The organism is Allobosea sp. P4_E12, assembly GCF_056401655.1.
This window is the reverse complement of sequence record NZ_JBFUIY010000032.1, coordinates 45708-69752: the sequence shown is the minus strand read 5'-3', so window position 1 is coordinate 69752 and position 24045 is coordinate 45708. Positions and strand designations below refer to the sequence as shown.

Sequence of the window (24045 nt, the reverse complement as noted above, 5' to 3'; positions counted from 1 at the left end):
CCAAGCAATCCCGATCAGGATTTCAGAACCCCCGACGCCTTTGCGATATGGGTGGAGATGAAATCCATCAGGGGCGGGGAGAGGCAATCATAGGGCTCGAGGCGAATTTCGCGCAGGCGTGCGCGTACCGCGCCCTGATTGGCCGGATCGGCCCCCGACTCGATGATCGAGGAAACGAAGGCGGCAAATTCCGGGGGCGACCAGCCGGTTTCCGGCGACAATTCGGTATGAACGAAATCAAGCCCGTAGAACGGATGGGCAGCCTTCTCGATGCGCCCGTACATATGGACGCCGCAGCCCTTGCAGGCGTGGCGCTGGATCGTGGCGGACTCATCGACGATCGCGAGCTTGTCGCCATTCTCGATCACGGTCACCTTGTTGCGCGGCGCCACCGCGACCATCGCAAACAACGCGCCCTTGGGCTTCCAGCATTTCGTGCAGCCGCAGGCGTGATTATGGGCCGATTGCGAGTCGACGCGGACCTTTACCGGGCGGTCCGTGCATTTGCAGACGAGCGTTCCGCCCTTGAAATCGGCGGAAGCCGGCGGGAGGCCGCGATCGATCGAGGGATGGATGGCAACGGTCTGGGTCATGATTTCGTCCTCCCTGTCGCCGGTATGATCACGCGTCTGGAACCACCTCGATCCCGCGCATGGAAATCCGGTGCTCGTCTACATGCGTCTGATGGCGCATGTCCGGCGTGCAATGTGGTATTTTTCTCTTCGCGACGCTTGCCCTAAAGGGAAGCATCCCTTGTCTGCCCGCGAAGACACGCCCCGGCCGGACGCGCCGAAGGCCATTCCTTGTGAGGGGGCGGCGATGTAGAGTGGCACGGTCGAAGCGGAATGCGCGACAATGACCCACGCGATCATATCCTTGAGCACCGCCACGACAGCGGCTCCGCTGCGGTCCGAGTACTGGGCTCAGGCGCTGGGCACGCTATGCGGGCCGCTTCGCGTCGATGCCTTCGGGGCCGGCACGATCGACGGGCATATCGATTATGCGACGATCCGGCGGCTGCGGCTCTGCCAGATCGAGGTCAGCCAACACCGGATCGCGCACCCCGCTTCATGCACTGAGCTGGGCGGTCGCCCGATAAAGGTGCTGTTTCAGACCGATGGCACCTCGCTGTTCGAGCAGGATGGCCGCCATTGCGTCATCACGCCCGGCGACTGTCTGATCTACGACGTGTCCAGGCCCCATGTGATCACGAGCGCGGCCCTGACGAAGCATCATGTCGTCATCATACCCCGGCAATTGCTGGAGCAACGTGGCGTGTCGCTCGATCCGCTCCTGGCGCAACAGGTTTCGGCTCGCGAAGGCGCGGGCCGCCTGGCCCATGATTTCGTCCTGTCCGCCTTTAACGAGGCCCCGGCACTGGCGGCGGGCTGCGAAGTCCAGGTCGCCGACACCTTGCTCGATCTCGTGCTGATGCCCTTCCTTTCGCAAACGTCCTTCAGGACCTCGGGGCGCGCGGCTCTTTCATCCCGGATCAAGGCCTTCATTCGCGAGAACCTGAGCGATCCGGACCTGGGCATCGAGCTGCTCTCGTCGGCCTTGGATTGCACGAAGCGCTATCTCCACATGTCCTTTGCCGATGAAGGCACGACGATCACCAGCTACATCTGGCAAGAGCGTCTGGAGAAATGCCTGGAAGAGCTCGAGTTCGGTTCGCGAACGGGCAAGACCCTGACCGATATCGCCTTTTCCTGGGGCTTCAGCAGCTCCTCGCATTTCACCCATCTGTTCAAGAAGCGCTACGGCATGCCGCCTTCGGCCATCCAAAGGCAGGCCGGTGATCCTGCGGGCTTCGGCCACGCCCCGCCAGTCGAACGGGGCAGCCTTGCGAGCGGTCCCCGAGGCTGATCACAAGCATGATCCGCTCTTGGCGGTTCAGGCAGATGCTCCAGCGCGGCAGCCTCCCCTATGCGCTGCCCGTTGGTCTTCGCATTTCCCGTCAAAGGCCTGTAGGATGAGCCTCTCCGATGGCGGCTGGCGCGCGGTCTGCCTCGTCGTCGGACGGGCTGGGCCACGCAAAAGTGGGGGAGCAGTCGATGCTTGCGATCGTCATTTCGGTTTGCCTCGTCACGGACCCCTCGATTTGCCGGAATGAGCGGATTCCGCTGGCGATCACTGTCTCGCCGAACCAGTGCGCGAAGAGCGCGGCGCCCTATGTCGCGCAATGGAATGGCGAACATCCCGACTGGCGCGTCGTCCGCTGGCGCTGCGCCGGCGCGGATGAGAAGGACATTTGACGCGAGGGGCGCCTGGAGACGGTTGCGTCAAACGCCCTGATAGGTCCGGTAGATGAAATCGCTGCGCTCGGAGGCGGCTTCGGCTTCCGCCAGCGCAACGACCTCGCGATGCAGCGGCGACAATGAGCAGGCAGGGTCGGTCGCGGCCGCGTCGCCGGCCAGCGCCATGGCCTGGCAACGGCAGCCACCGAAATCCAGCTCCTTGCGCGCACAGCTGCGGCAGGGCTCCTGCATCCAGTCCGTGCCGCGGAAGGCATTGAACGCCCTGCCGCGATACCAGATCTCCGACAGGCTGGCGTCGCGGACATTGTCGAAGACCAGCCCCGCTATCGTCTCGGCCGCATGACAGGGCAGGGCGCGCCCTGTCGGCGTGATGTTCATCAACCGCGTGCCCCAGCCGCCCATGCAGGCTTTCGGGTAGCGGGCATAGTAATCGGGCAGCACGCAATCGATGACGAGGCGCCCGGCCGTGCGGCTTCTTGCCTCCTCGACATCCACCATCGCAGCTTCGACCTGCTTGCGCGTCGGCATCAACCTGGCGCGGTTGACCAGGCCCCAGCCGTAATACTGCACATGCGCGATCTCGATGCGCGCAGCACCCCATTCTTCCGCAAGCTCTACGAAGGCCGGAATCTGCTGCACGTTGTCCCGATGCACGACGGCATTGACGGTGAGCCGCAATCCGAGCCGGGCGATGGCGGCAGCGACTTCATGCTTGCGCTGCCACGCGCCCGTGTAACCGGCAACGCGATCGCAGGTTTCGGCATCGATCGCCTGAATGGAAAGCTGGATATGGTCGAGGCCCGCCTCAGTGACCGCGTCCAGCACGGCCGGCTGAAAGCCGACGCCGGAGGTGATCATGTTGGTATAGAGCCCGGCTTGATGCGCATATGCGACCAGTTCGGCGATGTCGCGCCGCAGCATCGGCTCGCCGCCCGAGAAATAGATATGCAGCACGCCGAGCGCGGCAGCCTCATCGATCAGCCGCTTCCACTCGGAGGTCGCGAGTTCGCCCGAGCGCCTGTCGAGCTCGAGCGGGTTGGAGCAATAGGGGCAACGCAGGGAACAGCGATGCGTCAACTCCGCCAGCAAACCCATCGGCGGCTGCAATTCGGGCCGAGCAGGCTGGGTCTGTGGAAGCGTCTCGACATCGCTCACAGGTCGACCATCCTTTGATCGGCAAGGCCGCGCAGGAACGTCATGACGTCGGCGGCGATCTCGTCCCGGTCCGCGTCGAAGGTCGTCGCCAGATCCTGGACGATGGTTTCGACGCAACTCACCCCATCGATGCGCTGCAGGATCTCGAGCGCCATCTCATCGGGCTCGAACACGCGCTCGGGACCGAGAAGGAACCATTGCCGGCGGCTATCATCAAAGCGCAGGCGCACGCCACGGGGCAGTACCGGGACGATGCTCGCGACGTCAGCGGTCGTAATGCCAGCAGTCATGGGCCAGCGCCTCGTTCAGGTTCGTCAAGCGTATCGGTGCCAGGGGCTCGATGGCGGGATCGACGCCAGACCTGCCGCGACCACGCCGCCACGGCTGGGGGGCACCTCAACCCGTCGCCTCCACTGTCGAGCGCGCGCCGGACCGCCCATCGTGTGACAGCAAGCGCAGGGCACAGCACGCGCGGCTATGAGCCCGCCGTCCGCGATGCTCACAAATAGACGCCGCTTGCGACCGCACCCGACGGCTTCCCGCCTGACACGTGAACGGACACCAACAATCCCATCGTGGCAGCCATCCCCGACGGCGGAACCGGGCGCCAGCGCCCGCAACCGCTCCCGGGTCGACGGCCTGTTACTCAGAACGGACGCTTCAGAACTGTGCCGGAGCGTAAGACGTCACTTCGCAGCCGACTGTCACTTCGATGATTGCGGGTTTTTTCCACTTGCGCATGATCGGTTTCTCCAGATCGTCGCCAGCCTTCTCAAGAGTAGGCGCCGGGAGCCTACACCCGCCGGCAGCCTGTTGCAAACAGAGCCCGCCGTCTGTCCGGAAACTCACTGGCGAGGGCCGATCAGGGCTGTTCATGCGCGGCAAGGCGCGAGGGCGGGCGGCCCGGAGCGGCGGGCCATGCGCTGATCTCGGTGATGAATTTTTGCCGGAAGGCCCGCCCGAAATCCTCAAATCCCTGCGCCGGGAGCACGAAGGCGCCGGGGCCGCCGACGACGTTCTCGCCATACCAGCGCGCGAGCGTCTCAGCCTCGCTCCCTTCCAGGATCGGCAGCCCGTTGATGGTCAGGCCGATCGCGACCAGTTCATCGCGAACCTGCATCGGGGCGGCCTCGGGGTTGCAGTTTTCTTGTCCGTCCCCCGACACATCCAGGAGGACGCGCGTCGCCCGCATCGGGATTTGCGGCGTGATCTTGTCGGCGACGAAGCGCATCATCTGCGCCACGCAGGTGAATTCGCCGCCTTGCCGGGCGAGCCGGCGCAGTTTGCCTGCCAGCGCCCGCGCATCGGCGGCGCTGGCGACCCTGACCCACGGAATCGAGAAGCTAGGCTTGTCGGCCCAGAGGATGACGCTGATCGCGATCGCCTGGCGCGGCCCGCCGAGAATGGCCGCCTGCACGGAGGGGGCATCGAGCGCGTCCGCGATGCCGTCGATCTGCAGCCGATAGCGCCGCGCATCGACGGAATTCGACACGTCGATTGYCAGGATGAGGGCGGTATCGACGCTTCCCCGCGATTCAGCGCTGCCGTCCCGGGCGCCGGGCTGCATCACCAGCGCGGCCGCGAGGGCGATAAGCAAAGGGCGAACAGATCGATCGAGCAACAGCACCGGCATGTGCTCCGCAACGCGTTCGACTGAGCTACCTTACCGCCTTGTCGAGATTATGCGCCAGGGCGAGGCCCCGGGCGCTCTCCAGGCCCTTCACCCCGGTCAGGATCGCACCGTCGAAATCGACGCCGGTCAGATCGGCTTCGCTCAGATCCGCGGCGGTGAGGTCGGCCTTGGACAGATCGACATTGACCAGCATCGCCCCGGTCAGATCGGCATGCCGCAATTTGGCAAAGCGCAGCACGATGCCTGTCAGGTCGGTATGGCGCAGGATCGCGCCTGTCAGGTCGCAGCCGAAGAGCTCGGTGCGTAGCGTGGTCATCAGCGTTCCCCGCATATCCGCATAGTTGAAGACGGCTGCGGTCAGGTCGGCTCCGCGCATATCGGCGCCGCTCAGGTGGGCGACAATGACGGCGCGTGCAAGATTGGCGTTCCGGAAGCGAGGCGCTTCGCTTGCATCATAGGACAGGCTCGAAACGGCGCTGGGCAGCAGCAGGGTCGCGTCGGAGAGGTCGGCGCCGCTGAAATCGGTGCCGATGATCACCGCCCGGTCGAGCCGGGCACCGTGCAGATCGGTTCCAGAAAGATCGGCACGAACCAGATCGGCGCCAAAGAGATCGCTGCCGGCGAGCCGCGCCCGCCGGAAATCGAGGCCGCTCAGATCGAGGCCGCGCAAATCCTGTCCGCCGAGATCGGCACGCGCGCCGGGCGCGAGCTGGAACAATCGCTGCGTAACCTCGCGAACGGTCAGCTTGGCTTCGGCGACCGCCGGCATGGGCGTGCAGAACAGGCAGAGCGCGACAAGCGCGGCTGTCCTGCGGGCGCGTCTGGCTGGGTTATAGGGCTGCGTGATCAGCTTTCCTTTCCGCTCTTGACCGGCCAGCTGCCGTGCAGCACGCGGCCGTCCGTATCCTTCGCGACCGCGGTGAGCACATCATCAGGACCTGTCGACCGGAAGGTGAAGCGGATATTGGGGTCCGCGCTTAGCGAGATGCCGCCCTCCATGCGGAAGACGAGCGCATCGCCGCGCTTTACCTCGACATCCGTGATGAATTTCGCCGGGATGTAGTAGCCGGTCAGCTGGTTCATCTGCATCCCGGAATAATTCGGGTGCCGGATCATCAATTGCGCCTCGCGGGAGGTCGAGGCCGGGAGGCTTGCCTCGAATTGCCGCAGCTGCATCTTGCCGAGTTCGGCCTCGGCGAGCTCGGCATCCTTCGGTGCCGGCGCCGAGCAGCCGCCGGATGCCTTCACATATTTGGTGGTCATGTGCAGCGCCCCGGTGCTGGTTTCGACCACGGCGCGCACATTCGAATAGGCGTCGATCCGTACGCGCGTCGACAGCATGATCTCGCCCGAGCCCTCGCCAAAGAAGAAGGTGGCGGCAACCGGCGCCGGGTTCTTGTCGATCAGCAAGGTCAGTGTGAGCGGGGCCGATGCCTTGTCGCGGTCGATTTTCACGGTCAGCGGAACCAGGGCCGCGTCTTCGGCGCGCACGGGCGCTTCCAGCGTCACCAGCCCGTCCTCCTCGCTGATCGGCCGGTTCTGGAACACGTCCTGGTGGAGGCCGGGCCAGGGATCGTCCTCGGCCCGCGCCAGCGTAACCGGCAGGCCCGTGACCATGGCGCCGACAAGATAAAGGACGCTGCGGCGTGCGATGAGCTCAGTCATGGCATCCTCCGGTTCAGGCTGGCGGCGCTGCGATCACTCCCATTCAAGCTCGGCAAACGCGGCCGTGACATTGCGGGCGTTGAACTCGTCGAACAGGAGCCAGCTCTCCTTCTCGGAGAGCCCGGCGGTCGCGGCGGCCTCGGCAATCGATCGTCCCTCTTTTATCATGCGCCGCACATCCGCGGAAATTCTTTGCAGGTACTGCTTCTGCGGTTGCACGGCCTCAGGCCAGGCCGCCGCCGGTGGCCCATGGCCGGGCACGACACGCTTTGCCGCGACCTGTTCGAGGCGGCTGATCAGCGCCAGCCAGCCGCGGATCGATCCGTCGAGGGCCGGGACATGCCGCATGAAGAGCAGGTCGCCGAGAAAGAGTGTTCCCGAGGCCGTATCCCGAACGGTCAGGTCGTTGTCGGTATGCGCCGTCGGTTGCGCTTCGAGGATGAGCTCGCGTTCGCCGAGATCGATGACCGACTGGTCCTCGACGGCACGCGTCGGCGCGATCAGGCGGGTGCCGGCAAAGGCGTCCGGACCGAGCAGTTGCGCGTTGAGGGCAAGGTAGCGCTTGGCCCGCGCGGCCAAGGCACGCGCCAGTTTGTGATGGGCGATGAATTCCGGCCGATCATCGGCAAAGGCGGCGTTCCCGAACAGATGGTCGGGATGCATATGCGTGTTGATCACGTAGCGAATGGGCTTGTCGGTCACCGTCCGGATCGCGGCGCGCAGCGCCTGCCCGATGGCCAGGCTGCCGCCGGTGTCGATCACGGCGACGGCATCGCGACCGATCACGAAGGACAGGTTGGCGATGTCGCCCCGATTTGACGGCGCAAAGAGCGCATAAGCGCCCTGATGCACGAAAACGCCAGGCGCGATCTCGGTGACGCTCAAGGGCAGGGCTGCCGGGGTTGTCTGGGCCGCCGCCGGGGAAACGGGTCCGCCTTCACGGCCAGGCAGTGCCAGTGCGAGACAGAGCATCGCTCCCAGCACAGCCCGGATGCGCCGGCCCCGTCTTGCACATGGCCGCCGATTGAGGGCGCGCAGCGAAGATCGCAGATCCGGGCGCGATGGCAGGGCAGCGGCGGCCATCCGCTCTCTTAGCATGCGGAAGAAGGCAGTGCCATTTCGCGCTTAGGTCGTGCCGTGTCTCAAGTTGATCTGTCTCCTCCCTGAATTGTGCGATGCAGCATTCATTGCGATTGCATTTGCGTAGGTCAGTAATCGTGACGTGTTGGCGCGTGTCCAGATCGTGTTTGGGCGTAATTTTGTAGGATTGGAGGGGATGGAATCTTGCTGCGATCTTGTCCGTCATCGAAAAAGGGCTTACACATGCACCGGTAGAAATCGGCTTCTATGACTGACGCCCGGTTGGCGTTGATGCAGTCGTAGCCTGAACGCATGCCGAAACGCCTGGACGCTTCGGGTGTTCAGCCGTGACCACGCTATGGAGCGCTATCGCAGCAGACAAAAAACGCCAGGAGGAACGTCATGCGCAAGCTTATACAATCGGCAGCTTTGTTGACGACCGTGGCCTTTCCAGCGCTCGCGCTGGCTAATTCTGATGTGATCAAGCAGACATCTGATCCAAACCAATGGGCCATCCAGACTGGCGACTACGCGAATACGCGTTATTCCAAGCTCGACCAGATCAATCGGGACAACGTCAAGAATCTGAAGGTGGCGTGGACCTTCTCGACCGGCGTGCTGCGCGGCCATGAAGGCGCGCCCCTGGTCATCGGCAGCACGATGTATGTCCACACGCCGTTTCCAAACATCGTCTATGCGCTCGATCTGGATCAGGACGGCAAGATCCTCTGGAAATACGAGCCCAAGCAGGACCCGTCGGTCATTCCGGTGATGTGCTGCGATACGGTCTATCGCGGTGTCGCCTATGCGGACGGCATGATCTTCCTGCATCAGGCCGACACCACGGTGGTGGCGCTCGATGCCAAGACCGGCAAGGAAATCTGGAAGGTCGTCAACGGCGATCCGAAGAAGGGCGAGACCAATACGGCCACTGTCCTGCCGGTGAAGGACAAGGTCATCGTCGGCATTTCCGGAGCGGAATTCGGCGTGCGGGGACATGTCACCGCCTACGACATGAAGACAGGCAAGCAGCTCTGGCGGGCCTATTCGACCGGCCCCGACAGCGAGATGATGATCGATCCTGAGAAAACCACGTCGCTCGGCAAGCCGGTCGGCAAGGATTCCTCGCTGAAGACCTGGACGGGCGATCAGTGGAAGATCGGCGGCGGCTCGAGCTGGGGCTGGTATTCCTATGATCCGGAAACCAACCTGTTCTTCTACGGCACCGCCAATCCCTCGACCTGGAACCCGGTGCAGCGCGCCGGCGCCGACGGCAAGCCGATCGACCAGAAATGGACCATGTCGATCTTTGCCCGTGATGCCGACACCGGCGTCGCGAAATGGGCCTACCAGATGACGCCATTCGATGAGTGGGACTATGACGGCGTCAACGAGATGATCCTCGCCGATATCCCGGTTGGCGGCCAGCCCCGTAAGGCGCTCGTTCATTTCGACCGCAACGGGCTTGGCTACACGCTCGATCGTGTCACCGGTGAATTGCTCGTCGCCCAGAAATTCGACCCGAAGGTCAACTGGACGACCGGGGTCGTGATGGACAAGAACAGCCCGCAATATGGCCGTCCGCAGGTCGTGTCGGCCATGTCGACATTCCAGACCGGCCAGGACAAGAACACGAAGGGCGTCTGCCCGGCGGCGCTGGGCTCCAAGGACCAGCAACCGGCCGCCTATTCGCCGCGGACGGGTCTGTTCTACGTGCCGACGAACCATGTCTGCATGGATTACGAGCCGTTCCGCGTGTCCTATACGGCCGGCCAACCCTATGTCGGCGCAACCCTCTCGATGTATCCGGCACCCGGCAGCCATGGCGGCATGGGCAATTTCGTCGCCTGGGATGCAGGCCAGGGCAAGATCGTCTGGTCGGTTCCGGAGCAGTTCTCGGTCTGGTCGGGTGCGCTCGCGACCGCAGGCGGGGTGGTCTTCTACGGCACGCTGGAAGGTTACCTGAAGGCGGTTGACGAGAAGGACGGCAAGGAACTGTTCAAGTTCAAGACGCCGTCGGGCATCATCGGCAACGTCATGACCTATACCCACAAGGGCAAGCAGCAGGTCGCGGTCTTGTCCGGCATCGGTGGCTGGGCCGGGATCGGTCTCGCTGCCGGTTTGACCAATCCGACCGACGGTCTCGGCGCAGTCGGCGGCTATGCCGCGCTGCGCGACTACACCGCGCTCGGTGGTGTGTTAACGGTCTTCACGCTGCCATGATCGGCGCGTGACGGATGGCCGGCGCGGCTGAACAGGTTGCGCCGGCCTTTTTGATGCCCGCCCCGGCTGTCACGGCCGACAATCGACGATGCAGCGGCTACCGGAGAGGCTGAAAGTGAAACATTTCGGCATCGGCTTCGCACTTGCAGGTTTCGCTCTTTTGGCCGTGTTGTTGCCGGCGACCGGCGGGTCGTCGCAGGACAAGCCGGCAAAGACCGAACAGGATGGAAAATGGACGCTGGAGGACGGCACGCCGACCTACAACATCACGGCTGACGGCAAGGTCGACTGGTATACCTACTCCGGCTTCCGGCGGTACCATTCGGAATGCCATGTCTGTCACGGGCCGGAGGGGGAAGGGTCGAGCTATGCCCCGGCCCTGGTCGGGTCCCTGAAAACCATGAAATATACTGACTTCACGGAAGTGGTGGCTGGCGGGCGCACGATCACGCGCCCCGACAAGACGAGCGTCATGCCGGCGCTCGGCGATAACGCCAATGTCATGTGCTATCTCGACGACATCTACGTTTATCTCAAGGCGCGCGCCGATGGTGTGCTGCCGCGGGGCACGCGTCCGGAACGCGCCGTCGAAAAGCCGGAGACGGCCGTCCAAAATGAAAAGACCTGCATGGGCTCCTAGAGCGAGGCCCGGACGGCTGCGCAGCAGCTGCGTGTCCGGCCCTGCCACCACCCGGCCACCAGTGCGGGCATGGCGGCCCGCTGATGTCTTTCGCTGGCTGATCTGCTGCGCGATCCTCCTCTTCGCCGCGGGGGGCGCCAGCCACGCCGCCGAGACCGGCCGTGCCGATCTGGTCAATCACGAAGTCCTCCGCGTCTGCAGCGACCCGGCCAATTTGCCCTTCTCGAACGAGGCGGGGCAGGGCTTTGAGAACAAGATCGCCGAACTCGTCGCGGATGATTTGAAGCTTCCGCTCGAATACACTTGGTTTCCGCAGGCGACGGGATTTGTGCGCCAGACGCTGTTCGCAAAGCGCTGCGACCTGATCATCGGTTACGCGCAGGGCGACGATCTCGTCCTCAACAGCAACCATTATTACCGCTCGAGCTATGTCCTGGTTCATCGGCCGGGGCAGAGGCTCGACGGCGTCGTTACGCTTGCCGACGAGCGGTTGAAGGACAAGCGCATCGGCATCGTCGCCGGCACACCGCCCGGGAACATCATGGCGATGCTCGGCCTGATGCAGAAGGCAAGGCCCTATCCGCTGACGGTCGACCGGCGCTTCGACTCTCCCGCGGAGCGCATGATCGCCGATATCCGTTCCGGAGAGATCGATGCCGGAATCCTGTGGGGGCCGATCGGCGGCTATTTCGCCAGCCGCGGCGGCGAAAAGCTGACCGTGACGCCGCTGCTGAGGGAAACGATGGGGCCGCGCATGGCCTATCGGATCACCTTCGGCGTGCGTCATCAGGAGGATGACTGGAAACGCAAGTTGAACGAGATCATCGCCAGGAGGCAGGGCGATATCGATGCGATCCTGCTGGATTTCGGCGTGCCGCTGCTGGACGAGGACACGGTGCCGATCACAGCGCCGCGGCGCTGACCATGTGGCGCGGCACTGCCCTGTTGGCACTCTGGCTGGCGGCGGGGTCAGCGGCCGGCGGCCTGGCGTGGGCCGTCCCGGACGAACCCGCAGGCTATCGTACCGAGAATTATCGCGCGCCGGTTCCAGCGATGCTCCAGGGCGCCCGCGTCATCGACACACGGGCAGCAGAGCTGCTGTGGCGCGGGAAATCAGCCGTCTTCATCGATGTCCTGCCACGCCCCGTGAAACCCGACAACCTGCCGGCGAACATGGTCTGGCGCGAGGCGCCGCATCGCAGCATTCCGGGCGCGGTCTGGCTGGCCAATACCGGCTATGGCGTCATCCCCGAACCGTTGCTGCAGGCCTTCCAGGCGCAGCTCGCGACGCTCACCGGCGGCGACAAGGCGAAAACGCTGGTCTTCTTCTGCCTGAAGGATTGCTGGATGTCCTGGAACGCAGCCAAGCGCGCCGTCTCTTGGGGGTACAGCAATGTCATCTGGTTTCCCGACGGCAGCGATGGCTGGGGCGAGGCGCTGCTTCCGCTCGTCGAGATTGCGCCGGGGCTATGAGACCCGCGCCGGACCGAAGCGCCCGGCACCGAAGTGCCGTGGCCGCGGCGAGGCGGCGTCAATCCTTCATCAGCGCCCGGATTTCGCGGGCGAGATCGAAGGCGCGCTGCTCGATCTGCACGGGTATCTCGCAGGCGAGGGGCAGAGATTCCTGCCTCTCGGCGAAGAACCGCGTATCCCACTTGTACCTGTCCTCCGCCACGGTGAGCTCCGCCTTGGCCTTCTCGTCCAGCGCCGCCTTGGCGCGCAGCGCACCCAGCGCCGCTCCCTGCTCCTGGATCCGCTCGGCGAGCTGCCTTTGCCGATGCTGAAACCGGCCGATCCCTGCGAGCACGATGGCGCGGTCGTCATTGATGGTCTTCAACACGCCGGCGAACAGCATTTTCAGCTTCTCGTCCCGGCTTGAGTCCGGCTGGGCCTTGGCCCATTGCGCCAGGCTCTCGCTTGCTTGCTCCATCGGGTTGGCGCGGCTGACGAGTGCCTTGATCAGGCGCTCCATCTCCGCGTCGTCCTGCCAGCCGGTGAGCGCCTCGACATCGGGGCCATCCCACATCTGCGCCGCAGTGAGCGTCGCGACCCTGCGCTGCACGCAGGGCCATTCCGGTTCGTCCGGGCGCGCCGGCAAGGCTGCGAACATGCCCGCGAACAGGGCCGCGCCGCAGGCGATCCTGAGCCTCGTGCGGATCAGGCGTTGGCTCGGGACAAGACCTCTCGGGAACGTCATGCCGTGCCTCCGGGAGCACCACGCCGACCCAGCAAACCCTTCGATGGATTATAGGCGTAAATGGCGGCAGCGAGAAAGACGGCGGTAAAACCCAGCACCGCCGCAAGCGAGACAGGATCAATCTGCGCGTAGAGGGCGAAGCGGATCAGTTCGACCGCATGGGTGAAGGGATTGAAGCGGCAGATCTCATAGAGCAGCGGGCTCGATTCCCGGATGCGCCACAGCGGATAGAGCGCGGACGAGGCAAAGAACATCGGGAAGATCACGAAGTTCATGACCCCGGCGAAGTTCTCCAACTGCTTGATGATCGACGACATGAACAGGGCGAGCGCGCCCAGCATCAGGCTCGCCAGGAACAAGGCCGGCAGCACCGTGAGGTAGCCGAGCAAGGGCGGCTCGATTTCCCAGAAATAGGCGATCAGCAGAAAGACATAGACCTGCAGCAGCGCCACCGCGCCGCCGCCGATCAGCTTCGATGTCAGCAGGAACCAGCGCGGAAACGGGCTGACGAGCAAGGTTCGCATCGTGCCGGTTTCGCGGTCATAGACCATCGAGAGCGAGGACTGCATGGCATTGAAGAGCAGGATCATGCCGATCAGGCCCGGCGTCACGAAGACCTCGTAGAGGACATAGGTTTCATAGGGCGGGATGATCGAGACGCCGAGAACCTGGCGAAAGCCGGCGGCGAAGATGAAGAGCCAGACGAGCGGCCGCACCAACGCGGAGAGGAAGCGTTCGCGCTGATGGATGAAGCGCAGCATCTCGCGCCAGACGATGCCGTTGAAGCAGGCGAGATAACCAGAGAAGCCCGAGCGCTCCGGCGCGTCCGCCAGTGTCGGTGGCGCATGATCCAGCGGGATGGTCTTCATGCCGCCACCGTGCCGGCAGGATTGGCAGCCGCAGAGCCCGTCATCGTCGTGAATGCCTCGCGTATCGTTGCCGTGCCCGTCATGGCGAGCAGGTTGTCGTGATCGCCGGCAAACAGAACCCGGCCCTTGTGCAGGATGACGATGCGATCGCTCGGCGCGACCTCGTCGATCAGATGAGTCGCCCACAGGACGCCGAGCCCCTGGCTGGCGACGAGATCGCGCACCAGGGCGATGATGCCCTCGCGCGCTCCGATATCGAGGCCGACGGTGGCTTCATCGAGCAGAAGGCAACGCGGCTCGTGCAGCAGGGCACGCGCGATCTCGACCCTGCGCGCCTGGCCGCCCGACAGCGCACGCACCTTGTCGCGTGCCTTGTCGGAGAGCCCGATGATGTCGAGCAGTTCCATGGCGCGCGCCCGCGCCGCGGCGAGACCGAAACCATGCAGCGCCGCATGATAGGCGAGGTTTTGCAGCAGGCTCAGGTCGGCATCGAGCGAGCGGCTCTGGAACACCACGCCGATCTGCCGCAGCGCTGCCGACGGGGCGCGACGCACATCATTGCCGAAGACCCGGATCTCGCCGCTGACATTGTCATAGAGCCGCGTGATCAGCGCAAACAGCGTCGATTTACCCGCGCCGTTGAGGCCGAGCAGAACGGTGAACGAACCGGCCGGAACCTCCAGCGACACATCGACGAGGGCACGCCGCTCGCCGAAGGCATGGCTGACCCCGGCGACCGAGAGCGCCATGCCGACCCGCCGATCGTCGAATGCTGCGTTCACGTGACGATGATCCGCGCCGCGTTAGCCAAAGATGGAGCAACGATGCAAGCCTTCATGCTCTCCTCCGAACGACTCTTGGCCTTCTGCGTGCCGAGGCGCGCGCTGATCAAAATGGGGCGATGGCGACACCCCAGGGGTAGCGTCCTACCTTCACTGACTTGGTGACACGCAGTTTCTCGACATCGATGATCGAGACGTCGTTCGATGGGCCGTTCGTCGTGAAGAGCAGCTTCTCGTCGGGCGTGAAGGCGAGCTGCCAGACGCGCTGCCCGACCAGGAGATAGCGCTCCACTTTCAGGGTTGCGGTATCGACGACGGCGACGCGGTTGGCCGGCCCGAGCGCGACGAAGGCTGTTTTGCCATCCCTGGTGATCCGGATGCCGACGGGCTGGATGGCGTCGGCGTTGACGCCATTGATCTGGAACGACACCTTGCCGACGGGCTTGCGCGTCTTGACGTCGATGACGCTGACCGTGCCGCCGATCTCGGAGCTGACCCAGACCTGCGATCCGTCCGGCGTGAACTGCGCATAGCGCGGGCGGGCGTCGACCAGGACATGGTCGGTCGTCTTATTGCTTCCCGTGTCGATGAAATGCGCCATGTTCGTCGTTTCGGAGGTGTTGACGAGAATGGTCCCGTCAGGGCTGATGCCCATGCCCTCGGGCTCGACACCGACGGGGATTTCCGACAGGACCGAGCCCTTCTCGATATCGACGACGGTGACGATATTGTCGTCCTCGTTGGCGATATAGAGCGGGTTGCCTTTCGGATGCAGGGTGAAGAGCTCCGGGTCAGGACCCGAGGGCAGATTCTTGACGAATTCCAGGGTCTTGGTGTCGAAGACCTGCACGACATTGTCGTCGCTCGCGCAGATCAGCAGCCACTCGCCGTTCCGGGCCAGCACGACCCCGCGCGGACGTTGACCGACCTTGATGGTCTTGGTCACTTCCAGCGTCGTGCTGTCGATGACGCTGACGGTGTTGTCCTTTTCATTGGAGACGAACACCGTGTAGGCGTTGGCTGTGGATCCGAGCAGTAAAAGCGCGCCCGCCGAAAGAAATGATGTGAGCCGCATGGTGTTCCGTTTCCGATGATGATGTCGAAAAACCAGGACGCGATTGGCTTCAGGCTCTGACTTACTCTCCTACAATCTGCATTTCGTTTCCGGCCGGTCGAGCCCGAGCGTATCCAGCGTCGAGAACTGGTGCAGAAAGCCCGGCTGCGGCGAAACCGAGACCGGGAGCTTCGGCGTCGCGATCAGGATCGGTTCGCGCAACTGGCCGTTCCAGTCCCTGAATGTCAGTTTCTGGCCCTTGAAGCCTGCCACGTCGAACTCTGCGGAGCGCAGATAGGCCGCGATCTCGGCAAACGCGGTCGAGCGACGGCGCGCTGCCGCCTCGCCGATGCTGCGGATCGCGAGCCAGGCATCATAGTCGAGCGGGCGCATCGTCCGGTTCGCCGATCGCCTGAAGCGGTTCTGGAACTGGGTCGCTCCCCATTGTTCGAGCGCGGGATGCCAGCTTGTCGCCGTCAGCCCCTGTGTCCCCACCACCGGTCGCGCCTCCCAGGTCCGAAATGGGAAGTACTCGCCGAACAGCCCGGCCTCGTCGGCCACGACCACGACGTCATGGGCCGCCGCATTCTGCGTGAAGACCGGGATCTGCAGCTGAATCTGTTCGTGACCGCCATCGGCGCGCCGCGAGCCGCCTTCGTCGGAGAAAACCCGCTCCTCGACAATGCGGCCGCCGAAGCGCTTTGCCGCGCGTCGCACCGCCCCGGCGAAGGCCTCGTCCTCTGGCCGCGTTCCGAGAACCAGGAACCAGCGCCGCCACTGTTTCCAGACGAGATACTGCGCCAGCGCATCGGCGAGCATCGCGCGTGACGGGGCGGTATGCAGGACATTGGCGCGGCAATCCTCCTCGCGCAGGTTTTCGTCCGGCGCGCCGGCGTTGAACAGCAGCACATCCTTTCCCTTCAGCGCGTCGGCGAGCCTGAGAACGGTCTGGGCGCGCACGTCGAGCACCAGAAAATGTTGCCCCGCGGCGACGCGGCTTTCGGCTTCGACGAGCAGTTCATCGGCCTTGGCGCTCTCGATGATGTCCAGGCGAAACTCCTGGCCGAGAAAACGCCCCGTATTGGTGTTGTCTGCAATGGCGAGCCGCGCGCCGGCGATACCGTCGTCGGGCGGCGGAATGTCGAGCAGCGACAGCGGGAGAGGGCGCTCCTGGATCTCCCGGACGAGCAGGATGCCGATCGTCCTGGCCTCCGTCGGGGGCGCTGATTGCGCAAGCGCCTTGATCGGCCCACCGGCGAGCAGCATCACGCTGAAGACCAGAAAGATGGCCGCAAGGCGCAGCATCCCGGCCTTCAGGCGAAGGTCATGGCGATGGGCCTCGCAATCCTCCATGCGCGGCACTCCCCGATGGGCGAAGGCCAGCTACAGCCGTGCGCGTCGCCCACGCCCTCCAAAGCTGCGCCCAGCCGCAATCGACGTCAACCGGGGCACGGCTCGGCAAGCCGATGCCTGGCCGTTCCACAAGGGTGTGGAGTGCCGACCTGCGCCTGAGCCACTGCATGGGTTCGGAGCGCGCGCTGAGAGGACATTCGAAGGCGACTCCGTAAACGCTCACGGGATTCACGTAGTTTGCTTTTCGCTCCAAGCCGAAAAAGCGGGCCGTAAATCCGAGCCGACGTTGGCTGCGGGATACCTATCGCAAGGGTTGTCGCGAGGTTCCTCTGTGCCGGCGACAGTATTCGATTCGATCCTAGGGCGATCGTAATGAGGATTCTCTCAGGAAACGCGGCGCGAATCCGATAGGCCATTCTTGCCGCGGACCGTGAAGGCAGCAACGCCAGGTCCATGTCGTCAAGCTGGTGATTGTGAAGCCGAATTTGGGCGTGTGGGATAAGTAAATATGTCACACCCATCGCTGCTTTGCGGTGGGAAGCAAGTTGCGCATTGAGCGGGATCAGTCTTCGACGGATGCTGGGTGTGGAATTCGCAGCATGAATCGCAAGAAAAGGGGATTGCGATGACACTCAACCACGCGAGGGCCTGCGGCTTCACCTTGTCGATGGTGCTCGGGCTCGGCAGCGTCGTGGCGCAGGCCGCCGATCTGCCGCCCCCGACCACGCCCGTGCCGCCCGTGATGACTTCGGCATGGACCTACCGATTCACGCCCTATGGCTGGCTCATTTCGCTCAACGGAAACCAGACCGTGAAGGGGCGAACCGCGAAGGTTGATGCCAGTTTCATCGATATCGTCGATGCCACACTCGGAGATGGGGGCACGCTGTTTGCCCTGATGGCGGATATCGAGGCCCGCAACGGCCGGTTCTCCCTCCTCGGCAATTTCGCCGGGCTCAAGGTCAGCATCGATCGCGGTAACGTCAGGACGCGGAGCGTTACGCCGGATATCTCGGGCGCGATCGGCGCGTCCGGCGATGCCAAGACCTCGATGGCCATCCTTGAAGCTGGGGCCGCTTACGAGTTCGCGCGCTACGGATCAGTCGGCTTCGACGTCCTGGCGGGCGCGCGCTACTGGTATCAGCGCGCCGATATCTCCTTCGATGCGGGCGCGACCGTCGATGTCGGCGATCTCAGCTTCGGGCGCAATGTCGCGATCGCCCGTTCCGGCTCGGTGGATTGGGTTGACGGTTTTGCCGGCGCGCGCATGCGGATCGGCGTCGCGCCGGGCCACGAAATCTTCCTGCGTGGCGACCTTGGTGGTGGCGGCAGCAAATTCTCGTGGCAGGGCATTGCAGGTTACAGCTTCGATTTCGCGGAGAAGAACGGCATCACCTATTCGGGCATCCTCGGTTATCGGGCGCTCTACGCCGACTATGCCCAGGGAGAGGGACGTCGGCGTTATGCTTTCGATATGTTGATGCATGGCCCGGTCGTCGGGCTCAGCCTGCGGTTCTGAAGCAAGGCCAGGATACCGGTTCCTGGCGGCGGGCCGACGTTCTCGAGGTGACAACGCGCGGCAGGGACGCCGACCGGGAGCAATTTCCTGACAAGAGAGGCCTGCGCGCACACGCAATCGGAAGGGGAGATGCGGATGAGGACCGAGCTTTCTCTCTTCGTGGGCACCTTCACGACCTTGCTTGCCATCATCAATCCGTTCGAGGTCCTGCCGGTCTACCTCAAGCTGTTGTCCGGCAAGGATAACGCAACGCACCGCACGGTCGCCCTGAAAGCCTCGGTCTACGCGCTGCTGCTTTGCTTCTTCTTCTTCATTTTCGGAACGCTCCTGCTCCGGATTTTCGGCGTTCCGCTCAGCATGGTGCGGGTCGTCGGCGGCATCATCCTGATGAAGATCGGCTTCGAGCTGTTCATGCCGAAGAAATCTGGCGACGATCTGGGTCTCTCGGGCGCCGATACCGGCGAAGCGAACATCGCTTTCGTGCCGCTGGCGATGCCGATCATGTTCGGTCCCGGCGGCATCGCCACGATCATCGGGATGACCGCGACGATCAAGGATTCATCCAAGGAAATCCTCTCGTTCATCGCCATTTCTGCGGCAATCCTGGCAACGATGTTCACCACCTATATCTGCCTGATCTATGCCGAGAAGCTCACGCAAAGAATCGGCCCGATGGGGATCGACGCGATCACGCGCATTGTCGGGTTCTTTGTTTCCGCGATCGGGGGCGGCCTGATTTTCGACGGCGTGGTCGAAGCTCTGGAAATGCATGGCATGACCACTTTGCACTGAGCGACGTCTCCGTCCGGGAAGCGTGCCTGCGAAAAATGGAGGGGCAAAATCTGTTATTGGGCAGGGCGGCTTTTGCCCGCGCTGCGAGGGCAGGCTCGGAACAGGCCGCGGCCGGCTTCAAGCGGGCGCCAGCTTCGGCAGGCGGCGGCGGACATGGGCGGCGAGACCGGCGATGTCGGGCGCGGCGTTAAGCCGGCGCAGCCCTGGCTCGCGCTCCGCGCTTTCGAGCGGCCGTCTGATGGGCGTCTCAAGCCTGCCGCGCATCGAGTGCGTCGCGTAGTCCATCTCCGATGAAGTTGAAGGAGGTCACGGCGAGCGTGATCGCGGCGCCGGGGATGATTGCCAGCCAGGGTGCGCTGGTCAGGTAGCTCTGCGCGCTTTCGAGCATGTTGCCCCAGCTCGGCGTCGGCGGCTGGATGCCGAAGCCGAGGAACGAGATGTAGCTTTCGGCCAGGATCGCGTGCGCAACATTGAGCGTGGCCGCAACCACGATCGGCGCGACCGCATTGGGCAGCAGGACGCGGAACATGGTGCGCTTGCTGCTGGCCCCGAAGGAGACCGAGGCCTGTACGAATTCCCTCGTCTTGAGCGAGCGGATCTGCGCCTCGACGACGCGGGCGACCTCCATCCAGGAGGTCATCGCGATCAGCAGCACGATCGAGGGCACGGAGGGCTGGATCAGCGCCGAGACCGCCAGCAGCAGGAAGATCGAGGGGAAGCACAGCATCGCGTCGACAAAGCGCATCAGCGCGGCGCCCAGGGCCCCCTCGTAGAAGCCCGCGACCAGCCCGACCACGACGCCGATCGCCATCGCGATCGCCATGGCGGAAAAGCCGACGGCGAGGGAGATGCGGCCCGCCATCAGGAGCCGCGCGAGGATGTCGCGCCCGAGCGGGTCGGTGCCGAGCACATGCGGGCCCGAGAAGGGCGCCGCGAAGCGGGAGCGGATGTCGATGAAGGTGTCGGTATAGGGCAGCAGCCACGGCCCGACGATGCAGGCGAGCGTCAGCAGGGTGATGGTCGCAGCCCCGAAGACCGCAAGCCTGTGGCGCCGGAAGCGCCGCATGCCCGGGCTGTTCCAGAAGCCCGGGGCGGGCGCAAGCATCGGTTCGGCCATGCTCATGAAGGGCGCCTCTCGCTCATCGGTGACATCCGGCTCATCAGTGGCTTCCGGCGATGCGCGGATCGGCGACGCCGTAGAGCAGGTCGGCGATCAGGCTGCCGAGCAGCACCAGCATGGCGGAGAACATCAGGATGCCCATCACCACGGGATAGTCGCGGTAGCTGATCGAATCGAGGAAGAGCCGGCCCATGCCCGGCCAGGTGAAGACGGTCTCAGTGACGAGCGCGCCCGACAGCAGCGTCGGCACATGCAGTCCGGTGATGGTGATCATCGGCAGCAGCGCGTTGCGCAGCACATGCCGCAGCAGGATGGTCCGCTCCGGCACGCCCTTGGCGCGGGCGGTGCGCACGTAATCCTGGTTGATCACGTCGAGCATCGAGGAGCGCATGTAGCGGCTCCAGACTGCCGTCGAGACCAGCGCCAGCACGATGCAGGGGCCGATCAGGTGATGCAGCTGGTTCAGGAAGGAGCCGTCGCCCACCGTGTAGCGGTTGCCGGCGGGCAGCCAGCCGAGGCCGACCGAGAAGACATAGATGATGACGAGCCCGAACCAGAAGGTCGGGATCGAGAGCGCGATCATCGCGCCGATCGTCGCCAGCGAGTCGAAGATCGAATAGCGCTTGATCGCGCCGAGGATGCCGACCCAGGCGCCGAGCAGCATGGCGAGCAGCGTCGAGGTCAGCATCAGCTCCAGCGTCGCCCCGATATGGGAGGCGATGACGTGCAGCACCGGCTGCTGGTCGCGATAGGAGCGGCCCCAGTCGCCGCTCAGCATGCGCCAGAGCCATTCCGCATATTGCACGGGGAGGGGTCGGTTCAGGCCGAGCTGTTCCGCGATGCGGTCGAGATCGGCCTGGGTCATGTCGCCACCGGCGGCGAATTGCGAGAGCGGCCCGCCTGGCGCCAGGTGCAGGATGGCGAAGCCGATCACCGAGACGATGAGCAGCAACAGCAGCGACTGGCCGAGGCGGCGCAGGAGGAATCCGATCATGGCGCCGTTCTCCCGGCCGCTCCGCGCTTCATGTCACTTCGCCCGTTCAATCACTTCACCCGGTGCCAATCACTTCGCTCGGTGCCAATCACTTGGCCCAGTACCAGCTGCCCATGTTCCAGGCGTTCTGGCGCTGGTTGATATTGGGGCGATAGCCGATCAGGCCTTCCTTCACGCCCTCGATCGGCGCGTATTGGAAGATCGGCAGGATCGGCAGCTCCTCGCGGACGATCTCCTGCAGCCTGAAATAGATCGCCTTGCGCTTCTCCTGATCGAAGGTTTCCTGGCCTTCCTTCATCAGCGCATCGGCCTCGGCATTTTCCCACTGCATGTAGTTGCCGCCGCTGCCACCCTTCACCGGAATCGCATCGGAGGCGAAGCGCGAGGCCGGGTCGGGGTCGACGCCGGTGCGGAAGGTCGTACCGACCAGCAGCGACTCGAATTTGGAGCGCACGTAGAACTCGCCCCAGATCACCGCTGCCGGCATGTTGTTGATCGTCATCTTGGCGCCGACCTGCTGCCAATCCTGCTGGATCAGCTGCTGGCATTGCTCGCGCAGCTGGTTGCCGGTCGTCGTCGAGACCGCAAACTCGAGCGGCACGCCGTTCTTCATTCGCGTGCCCGAGCCGGAACGTTTCCAGCCGGCATCGTCGAGCAGCTTGTTGGCCCGGGCAAGATCGCGCTGCTGGACGGGGAGGGCGGGGTTGAACGCCCAGGATTCGCGCGGCGCGAAGGATTCCGTCGGCTTCGGCACGCCATAATAGATCGCGTCGATGATCGCCTGCTTGTCCATCGCCGCATAGAGCGCGTGCCGCACGGCCTTCTCGGCAAAGACCTTGTTGCCGAGATTCGGCATGATGATCTCGAGATTGCCGCTCGGCGCGACCGCGACCTTGCGGCCGGGAAGCTTGATCGCCTCCTGGTAGAAATTCGCGGGAATGCCCGAGATGATGACCAGGTCGACCTGGCCGGTGCGGAACTGGGCATAGAGCGCCGTCAGGTCCGGGATGTATTTGAGAACCGCCTTCTCGAGATAAGGGCCGTCGCCGTGATAGCTCTCATTGGCGACGAGCGTGATGTTGTCGCCGGGCTGTCGCGTGCCCCAGCGGAACGGGCCGGTGCCGACGGGAGCATTGTTGAACGGCGCCGTATTCGGGTCCGCCGCCTTGCCCAGGATGTGCTTGGGAACGATATGCGTGTTCGCCAGCATCGCGAGATAGGGGGCGTAGGCCTTCTCCATCCGCCACGAGATCTCGTGCGGGCCCTTGACCACGATATCCCTGACGAAGGCATGGCCGACGCGCGTGCGCGCCTTGAAGCCGGCGGTGTTGATCAGTTCCAGCGAGTATTTGACGTCCTCGGCGGTGAAGGCCGTGCCGTCATGCCATTTCACGTTGTCGCGGAGCTTCACGGTCCAGGCGAGGCCGCCTTCCGAGATGCCGCCATTCGCCTCGCTCGGCACCGCGAGAGCGAGATCCGGGCGCAGCGTGCCATCGGGCTCGGCGACCCAGAGCGAGTTGAAAACGCTGGTCCAGACGACTTCGTCGACCTCGACGCCCGGCATCAGCGGGTTGAAGGAAACCGGTTCCTGCGAGAGCCCGACCACGACGACGCCGGTCGGCTTGGCCGGCGGCGGGGCGGTGGGCTTAGTCGCCGTCTGAGCTCGTGCGGCAAAGCCGAAACTCGCGGCAAGCGCGCCGGCGCCGAGGCCGAAGAGATCGCGCCGGTTCAGGTTCCAGTTCGAAAACCGCCGTGGATCGTGACTGTCTCGCATCGTGCTTCCCCTCTCCCAAGGCAACCGCTTTCAGCGAATGCGCTGAAAGGCATCATCATAATAATGAACACAAGCGGCAACCCATTTTCATAATGGGCGTCATTCGGCTAAAAATCTTCATCATATGATATCGTGCGTCAAGGTCTGAGGGCGCTCCGGTCTGTGGAATTTGGCCGGTATTACAAGCAATGCGTTGTATTTAAAGGGTAATTTTATAAATCATCGGAATTTCATCAAAATAGTTGCGCGGGCATTTTCATCATCATATCGTTTGCGGGCCTTCAATCGCTTCCCTGGGACCCCATGCCGGATACAGTGCTGCCCGCCGAGAACGCCGACATCGACAGCGACGAGCAGCTCGAGGCCATGAGGATCGGGCAGCGGCTGCGAGCCCTGCGGGCCGAGCGTGGGCTGACGATCCTGGAGTTGGCGGCGAAGGCGGGCGTTTCCTCCGGCAGCATCAGCCAGATCGAACGCGGCGCCTCCAACCCGTCGGTCAGTACGCTGCAGAAGCTGCGCGCCGCGCTTGGCGTCACGCTCTGGTCGTTCCTGGAAAGCGACGCGGCCGAACCGGCCCGCGAGTCGCAATATGTCCGGCGCCAGGCCAATCGCCCGCGCATCGTCGTCGGCACCAATCAACTGACCAAGGAGTTGTTGTCGCCGCGCGACAACAACGAGCTGCGCTTCATGATCCTCACCGTACCGCCGGGCGCCGAGAGCGGCAGCTTCCTGAGCGGGCCCGGCGACAAGGGCGGCTATGTCCTCTCCGGTCGGGTCGAGCTCAGCATCGGCGACGAGGTCTTCGAAATCGGGGAGGGGGACAGCTTCCAGTTCCCCAGCACCATTCCGCATCAGGTCGTCAACCGCTCCGCGAGCGAGGCGAAGCTGATCTGGATCATCAATATCCGGGAATCGCACCTGTAGGGCGATCGTATCA

General features: G+C 64.1%; 25 protein-coding genes. 9 read left to right on the top strand and 16 right to left on the bottom strand.

Annotated features, from left to right (window positions below):
• Positions 1 to 14 precede the first annotated feature (14 nt).
• Positions 15 to 593, bottom strand: coding sequence for an S-(hydroxymethyl)glutathione synthase (gene gfa, locus AC1DW9_RS29080; protein ID WP_441493153.1), 579 nt, complete (start codon positions 591 to 593; stop codon positions 15 to 17).
• Between the two features lie 262 nt (positions 594 to 855).
• Between gfa and AC1DW9_RS29075 the strand changes: the two genes are divergently transcribed.
• Both AC1DW9_RS29075 and AC1DW9_RS29070 read left to right on the top strand, forming a co-directional pair.
• A complete protein-coding gene (locus AC1DW9_RS29075; protein WP_476776628.1) occupies positions 856 to 1866 on the top strand; it encodes an AraC-like ligand-binding domain-containing protein in 1011 nt (336 codons plus the stop codon).
• A gap of 188 nt (positions 1867 to 2054) precedes the next feature.
• Positions 2055 to 2255, top strand: coding sequence for a hypothetical protein (locus AC1DW9_RS29070; RefSeq protein WP_441493151.1), 201 nt, complete (start codon positions 2055 to 2057; stop codon positions 2253 to 2255).
• Between the two features lie 27 nt (positions 2256 to 2282).
• Here the strand turns inward: AC1DW9_RS29070 and pqqE are convergent, their stop codons facing one another.
• The 7 genes from pqqE to AC1DW9_RS29035 form a co-directional block, all read right to left on the bottom strand.
• Positions 2283 to 3353 (bottom strand): pyrroloquinoline quinone biosynthesis protein PqqE, encoded by a 1071-nt coding sequence (gene pqqE / locus AC1DW9_RS29065; RefSeq protein WP_441508433.1) that lies wholly within the window; start codon positions 3351 to 3353, stop codon positions 2283 to 2285.
• A gap of 56 nt (positions 3354 to 3409) precedes the next feature.
• Positions 3410 to 3703: a pyrroloquinoline quinone biosynthesis peptide chaperone PqqD gene (gene pqqD, locus AC1DW9_RS29060; RefSeq protein WP_441493150.1), complete on the bottom strand. Its 294-nt coding sequence runs from the start codon at positions 3701 to 3703 to the stop codon at positions 3410 to 3412.
• Between the two features lie 370 nt (positions 3704 to 4073).
• Positions 4074 to 4154, bottom strand: coding sequence for a pyrroloquinoline quinone precursor peptide PqqA (pqqA, locus tag AC1DW9_RS29055; protein WP_113511953.1), 81 nt, complete (start codon positions 4152 to 4154; stop codon positions 4074 to 4076).
• Positions 4155 to 4275: 121 nt separating this feature from the next.
• Positions 4276 to 5010, bottom strand: a complete 735-nt coding sequence (locus tag AC1DW9_RS29050; RefSeq protein ID WP_476855251.1) for a DUF1194 domain-containing protein — start codon at positions 5008 to 5010, stop codon at positions 4276 to 4278.
• A 61-nt stretch (positions 5011 to 5071) separates the two neighbouring features.
• Entirely contained in the window at positions 5072 to 5815 is a 744-nt protein-coding gene (locus AC1DW9_RS29045; RefSeq protein WP_441508412.1) for a pentapeptide repeat-containing protein, read from the bottom strand.
• Positions 5816 to 5892: 77 nt separating this feature from the next.
• Complete coding sequence (locus tag AC1DW9_RS29040; protein WP_441493147.1) at positions 5893 to 6711, bottom strand: quinoprotein dehydrogenase-associated SoxYZ-like carrier; 819 nt, start codon at positions 6709 to 6711, stop codon at positions 5893 to 5895.
• A 33-nt stretch (positions 6712 to 6744) separates the two neighbouring features.
• Entirely contained in the window at positions 6745 to 7683 is a 939-nt protein-coding gene (locus tag AC1DW9_RS29035; protein ID WP_441508413.1) for a quinoprotein relay system zinc metallohydrolase 2, read from the bottom strand.
• Between the two features lie 510 nt (positions 7684 to 8193).
• Between AC1DW9_RS29035 and AC1DW9_RS29030 the strand changes: the two genes are divergently transcribed.
• The 4 genes from AC1DW9_RS29030 to AC1DW9_RS29015 all read left to right on the top strand — a co-directional run bounded on the left by AC1DW9_RS29030 (position 8194) and on the right by AC1DW9_RS29015 (position 12127).
• Positions 8194 to 10014 carry a methanol/ethanol family PQQ-dependent dehydrogenase gene (locus tag AC1DW9_RS29030; protein WP_441493145.1) on the top strand — a complete coding sequence of 607 codons (1821 nt, stop codon included), beginning with the start codon at positions 8194 to 8196 and terminating at the stop codon, positions 10012 to 10014.
• A 115-nt stretch (positions 10015 to 10129) separates the two neighbouring features.
• Entirely contained in the window at positions 10130 to 10654 is a 525-nt protein-coding gene (locus tag AC1DW9_RS29025) for a c-type cytochrome, methanol metabolism-related (protein WP_441493144.1), read from the top strand.
• On the top strand, positions 10629 to 11576 hold the full coding sequence (locus AC1DW9_RS29020; RefSeq protein WP_476854357.1) for a substrate-binding domain-containing protein: 948 nt from the start codon (positions 10629 to 10631) through the stop codon (positions 11574 to 11576). The genes AC1DW9_RS29025 and AC1DW9_RS29020 overlap by 26 nt, the downstream gene beginning before the upstream one ends.
• A 2-nt stretch (positions 11577 to 11578) precedes the next feature.
• Positions 11579 to 12127, top strand: a complete 549-nt coding sequence (locus AC1DW9_RS29015; RefSeq protein WP_441508415.1) for a PQQ-dependent catabolism-associated CXXCW motif protein — start codon at positions 11579 to 11581, stop codon at positions 12125 to 12127.
• Positions 12128 to 12185: 58 nt separating this feature from the next.
• Here AC1DW9_RS29015 and AC1DW9_RS29010 read toward each other — a convergent pair whose 3' ends face one another.
• The 5 genes from AC1DW9_RS29010 to AC1DW9_RS28990 form a co-directional block, all read right to left on the bottom strand.
• Positions 12186 to 12851, bottom strand: a complete 666-nt coding sequence (locus AC1DW9_RS29010; protein ID WP_441508416.1) for a hypothetical protein — start codon at positions 12849 to 12851, stop codon at positions 12186 to 12188.
• Positions 12848 to 13720, bottom strand: coding sequence for an ABC transporter permease (locus AC1DW9_RS29005; protein WP_441508417.1), 873 nt, complete (start codon positions 13718 to 13720; stop codon positions 12848 to 12850). The genes AC1DW9_RS29010 and AC1DW9_RS29005 overlap by 4 nt, the downstream gene beginning before the upstream one ends.
• Positions 13717 to 14469: an ABC transporter ATP-binding protein gene (locus AC1DW9_RS29000; RefSeq protein WP_441508435.1), complete on the bottom strand. Its 753-nt coding sequence runs from the start codon at positions 14467 to 14469 to the stop codon at positions 13717 to 13719. The genes AC1DW9_RS29005 and AC1DW9_RS29000 overlap by 4 nt, the downstream gene beginning before the upstream one ends.
• Positions 14470 to 14608: 139 nt before the next feature.
• Positions 14609 to 15577: a YVTN family beta-propeller repeat protein gene (locus AC1DW9_RS28995; protein ID WP_476776629.1), complete on the bottom strand. Its 969-nt coding sequence runs from the start codon at positions 15575 to 15577 to the stop codon at positions 14609 to 14611.
• A gap of 69 nt (positions 15578 to 15646) precedes the next feature.
• Positions 15647 to 16909, bottom strand: coding sequence for an ABC transporter substrate-binding protein (locus AC1DW9_RS28990; protein WP_441508418.1), 1263 nt, complete (start codon positions 16907 to 16909; stop codon positions 15647 to 15649).
• 625 nt (positions 16910 to 17534) lie between these two features.
• Between AC1DW9_RS28990 and AC1DW9_RS28985 the strand changes: the two genes are divergently transcribed.
• Both AC1DW9_RS28985 and AC1DW9_RS28980 read left to right on the top strand, forming a co-directional pair.
• Positions 17535 to 18428 carry a hypothetical protein gene (locus AC1DW9_RS28985; protein ID WP_441493137.1) on the top strand — a complete coding sequence of 298 codons (894 nt, stop codon included), beginning with the start codon at positions 17535 to 17537 and terminating at the stop codon, positions 18426 to 18428.
• Between the two features lie 135 nt (positions 18429 to 18563).
• Positions 18564 to 19220 carry a MarC family protein gene (locus AC1DW9_RS28980; RefSeq protein ID WP_441493136.1) on the top strand — a complete coding sequence of 219 codons (657 nt, stop codon included), beginning with the start codon at positions 18564 to 18566 and terminating at the stop codon, positions 19218 to 19220.
• 247 nt (positions 19221 to 19467) lie between these two features.
• Here AC1DW9_RS28980 and AC1DW9_RS28975 read toward each other — a convergent pair whose 3' ends face one another.
• The 3 genes from AC1DW9_RS28975 to AC1DW9_RS28965 all read right to left on the bottom strand — a co-directional run bounded on the left by AC1DW9_RS28975 (position 19468) and on the right by AC1DW9_RS28965 (position 23108).
• Positions 19468 to 20343, bottom strand: coding sequence for an ABC transporter permease (locus AC1DW9_RS28975; RefSeq protein WP_441508420.1), 876 nt, complete (start codon positions 20341 to 20343; stop codon positions 19468 to 19470).
• Between the two features lie 37 nt (positions 20344 to 20380).
• Positions 20381 to 21334: an ABC transporter permease gene (locus tag AC1DW9_RS28970; protein ID WP_441493134.1), complete on the bottom strand. Its 954-nt coding sequence runs from the start codon at positions 21332 to 21334 to the stop codon at positions 20381 to 20383.
• Between the two features lie 88 nt (positions 21335 to 21422).
• Positions 21423 to 23108: a peptide ABC transporter substrate-binding protein gene (locus tag AC1DW9_RS28965; RefSeq protein WP_441508421.1), complete on the bottom strand. Its 1686-nt coding sequence runs from the start codon at positions 23106 to 23108 to the stop codon at positions 21423 to 21425.
• A gap of 303 nt (positions 23109 to 23411) precedes the next feature.
• Here AC1DW9_RS28965 and AC1DW9_RS28960 point away from each other — a divergent pair, with 303 nt between their 5' ends.
• Positions 23412 to 24032, top strand: coding sequence for a helix-turn-helix domain-containing protein (locus AC1DW9_RS28960; protein ID WP_441508422.1), 621 nt, complete (start codon positions 23412 to 23414; stop codon positions 24030 to 24032).
• Positions 24033 to 24045: the final 13 nt, after the last annotated feature.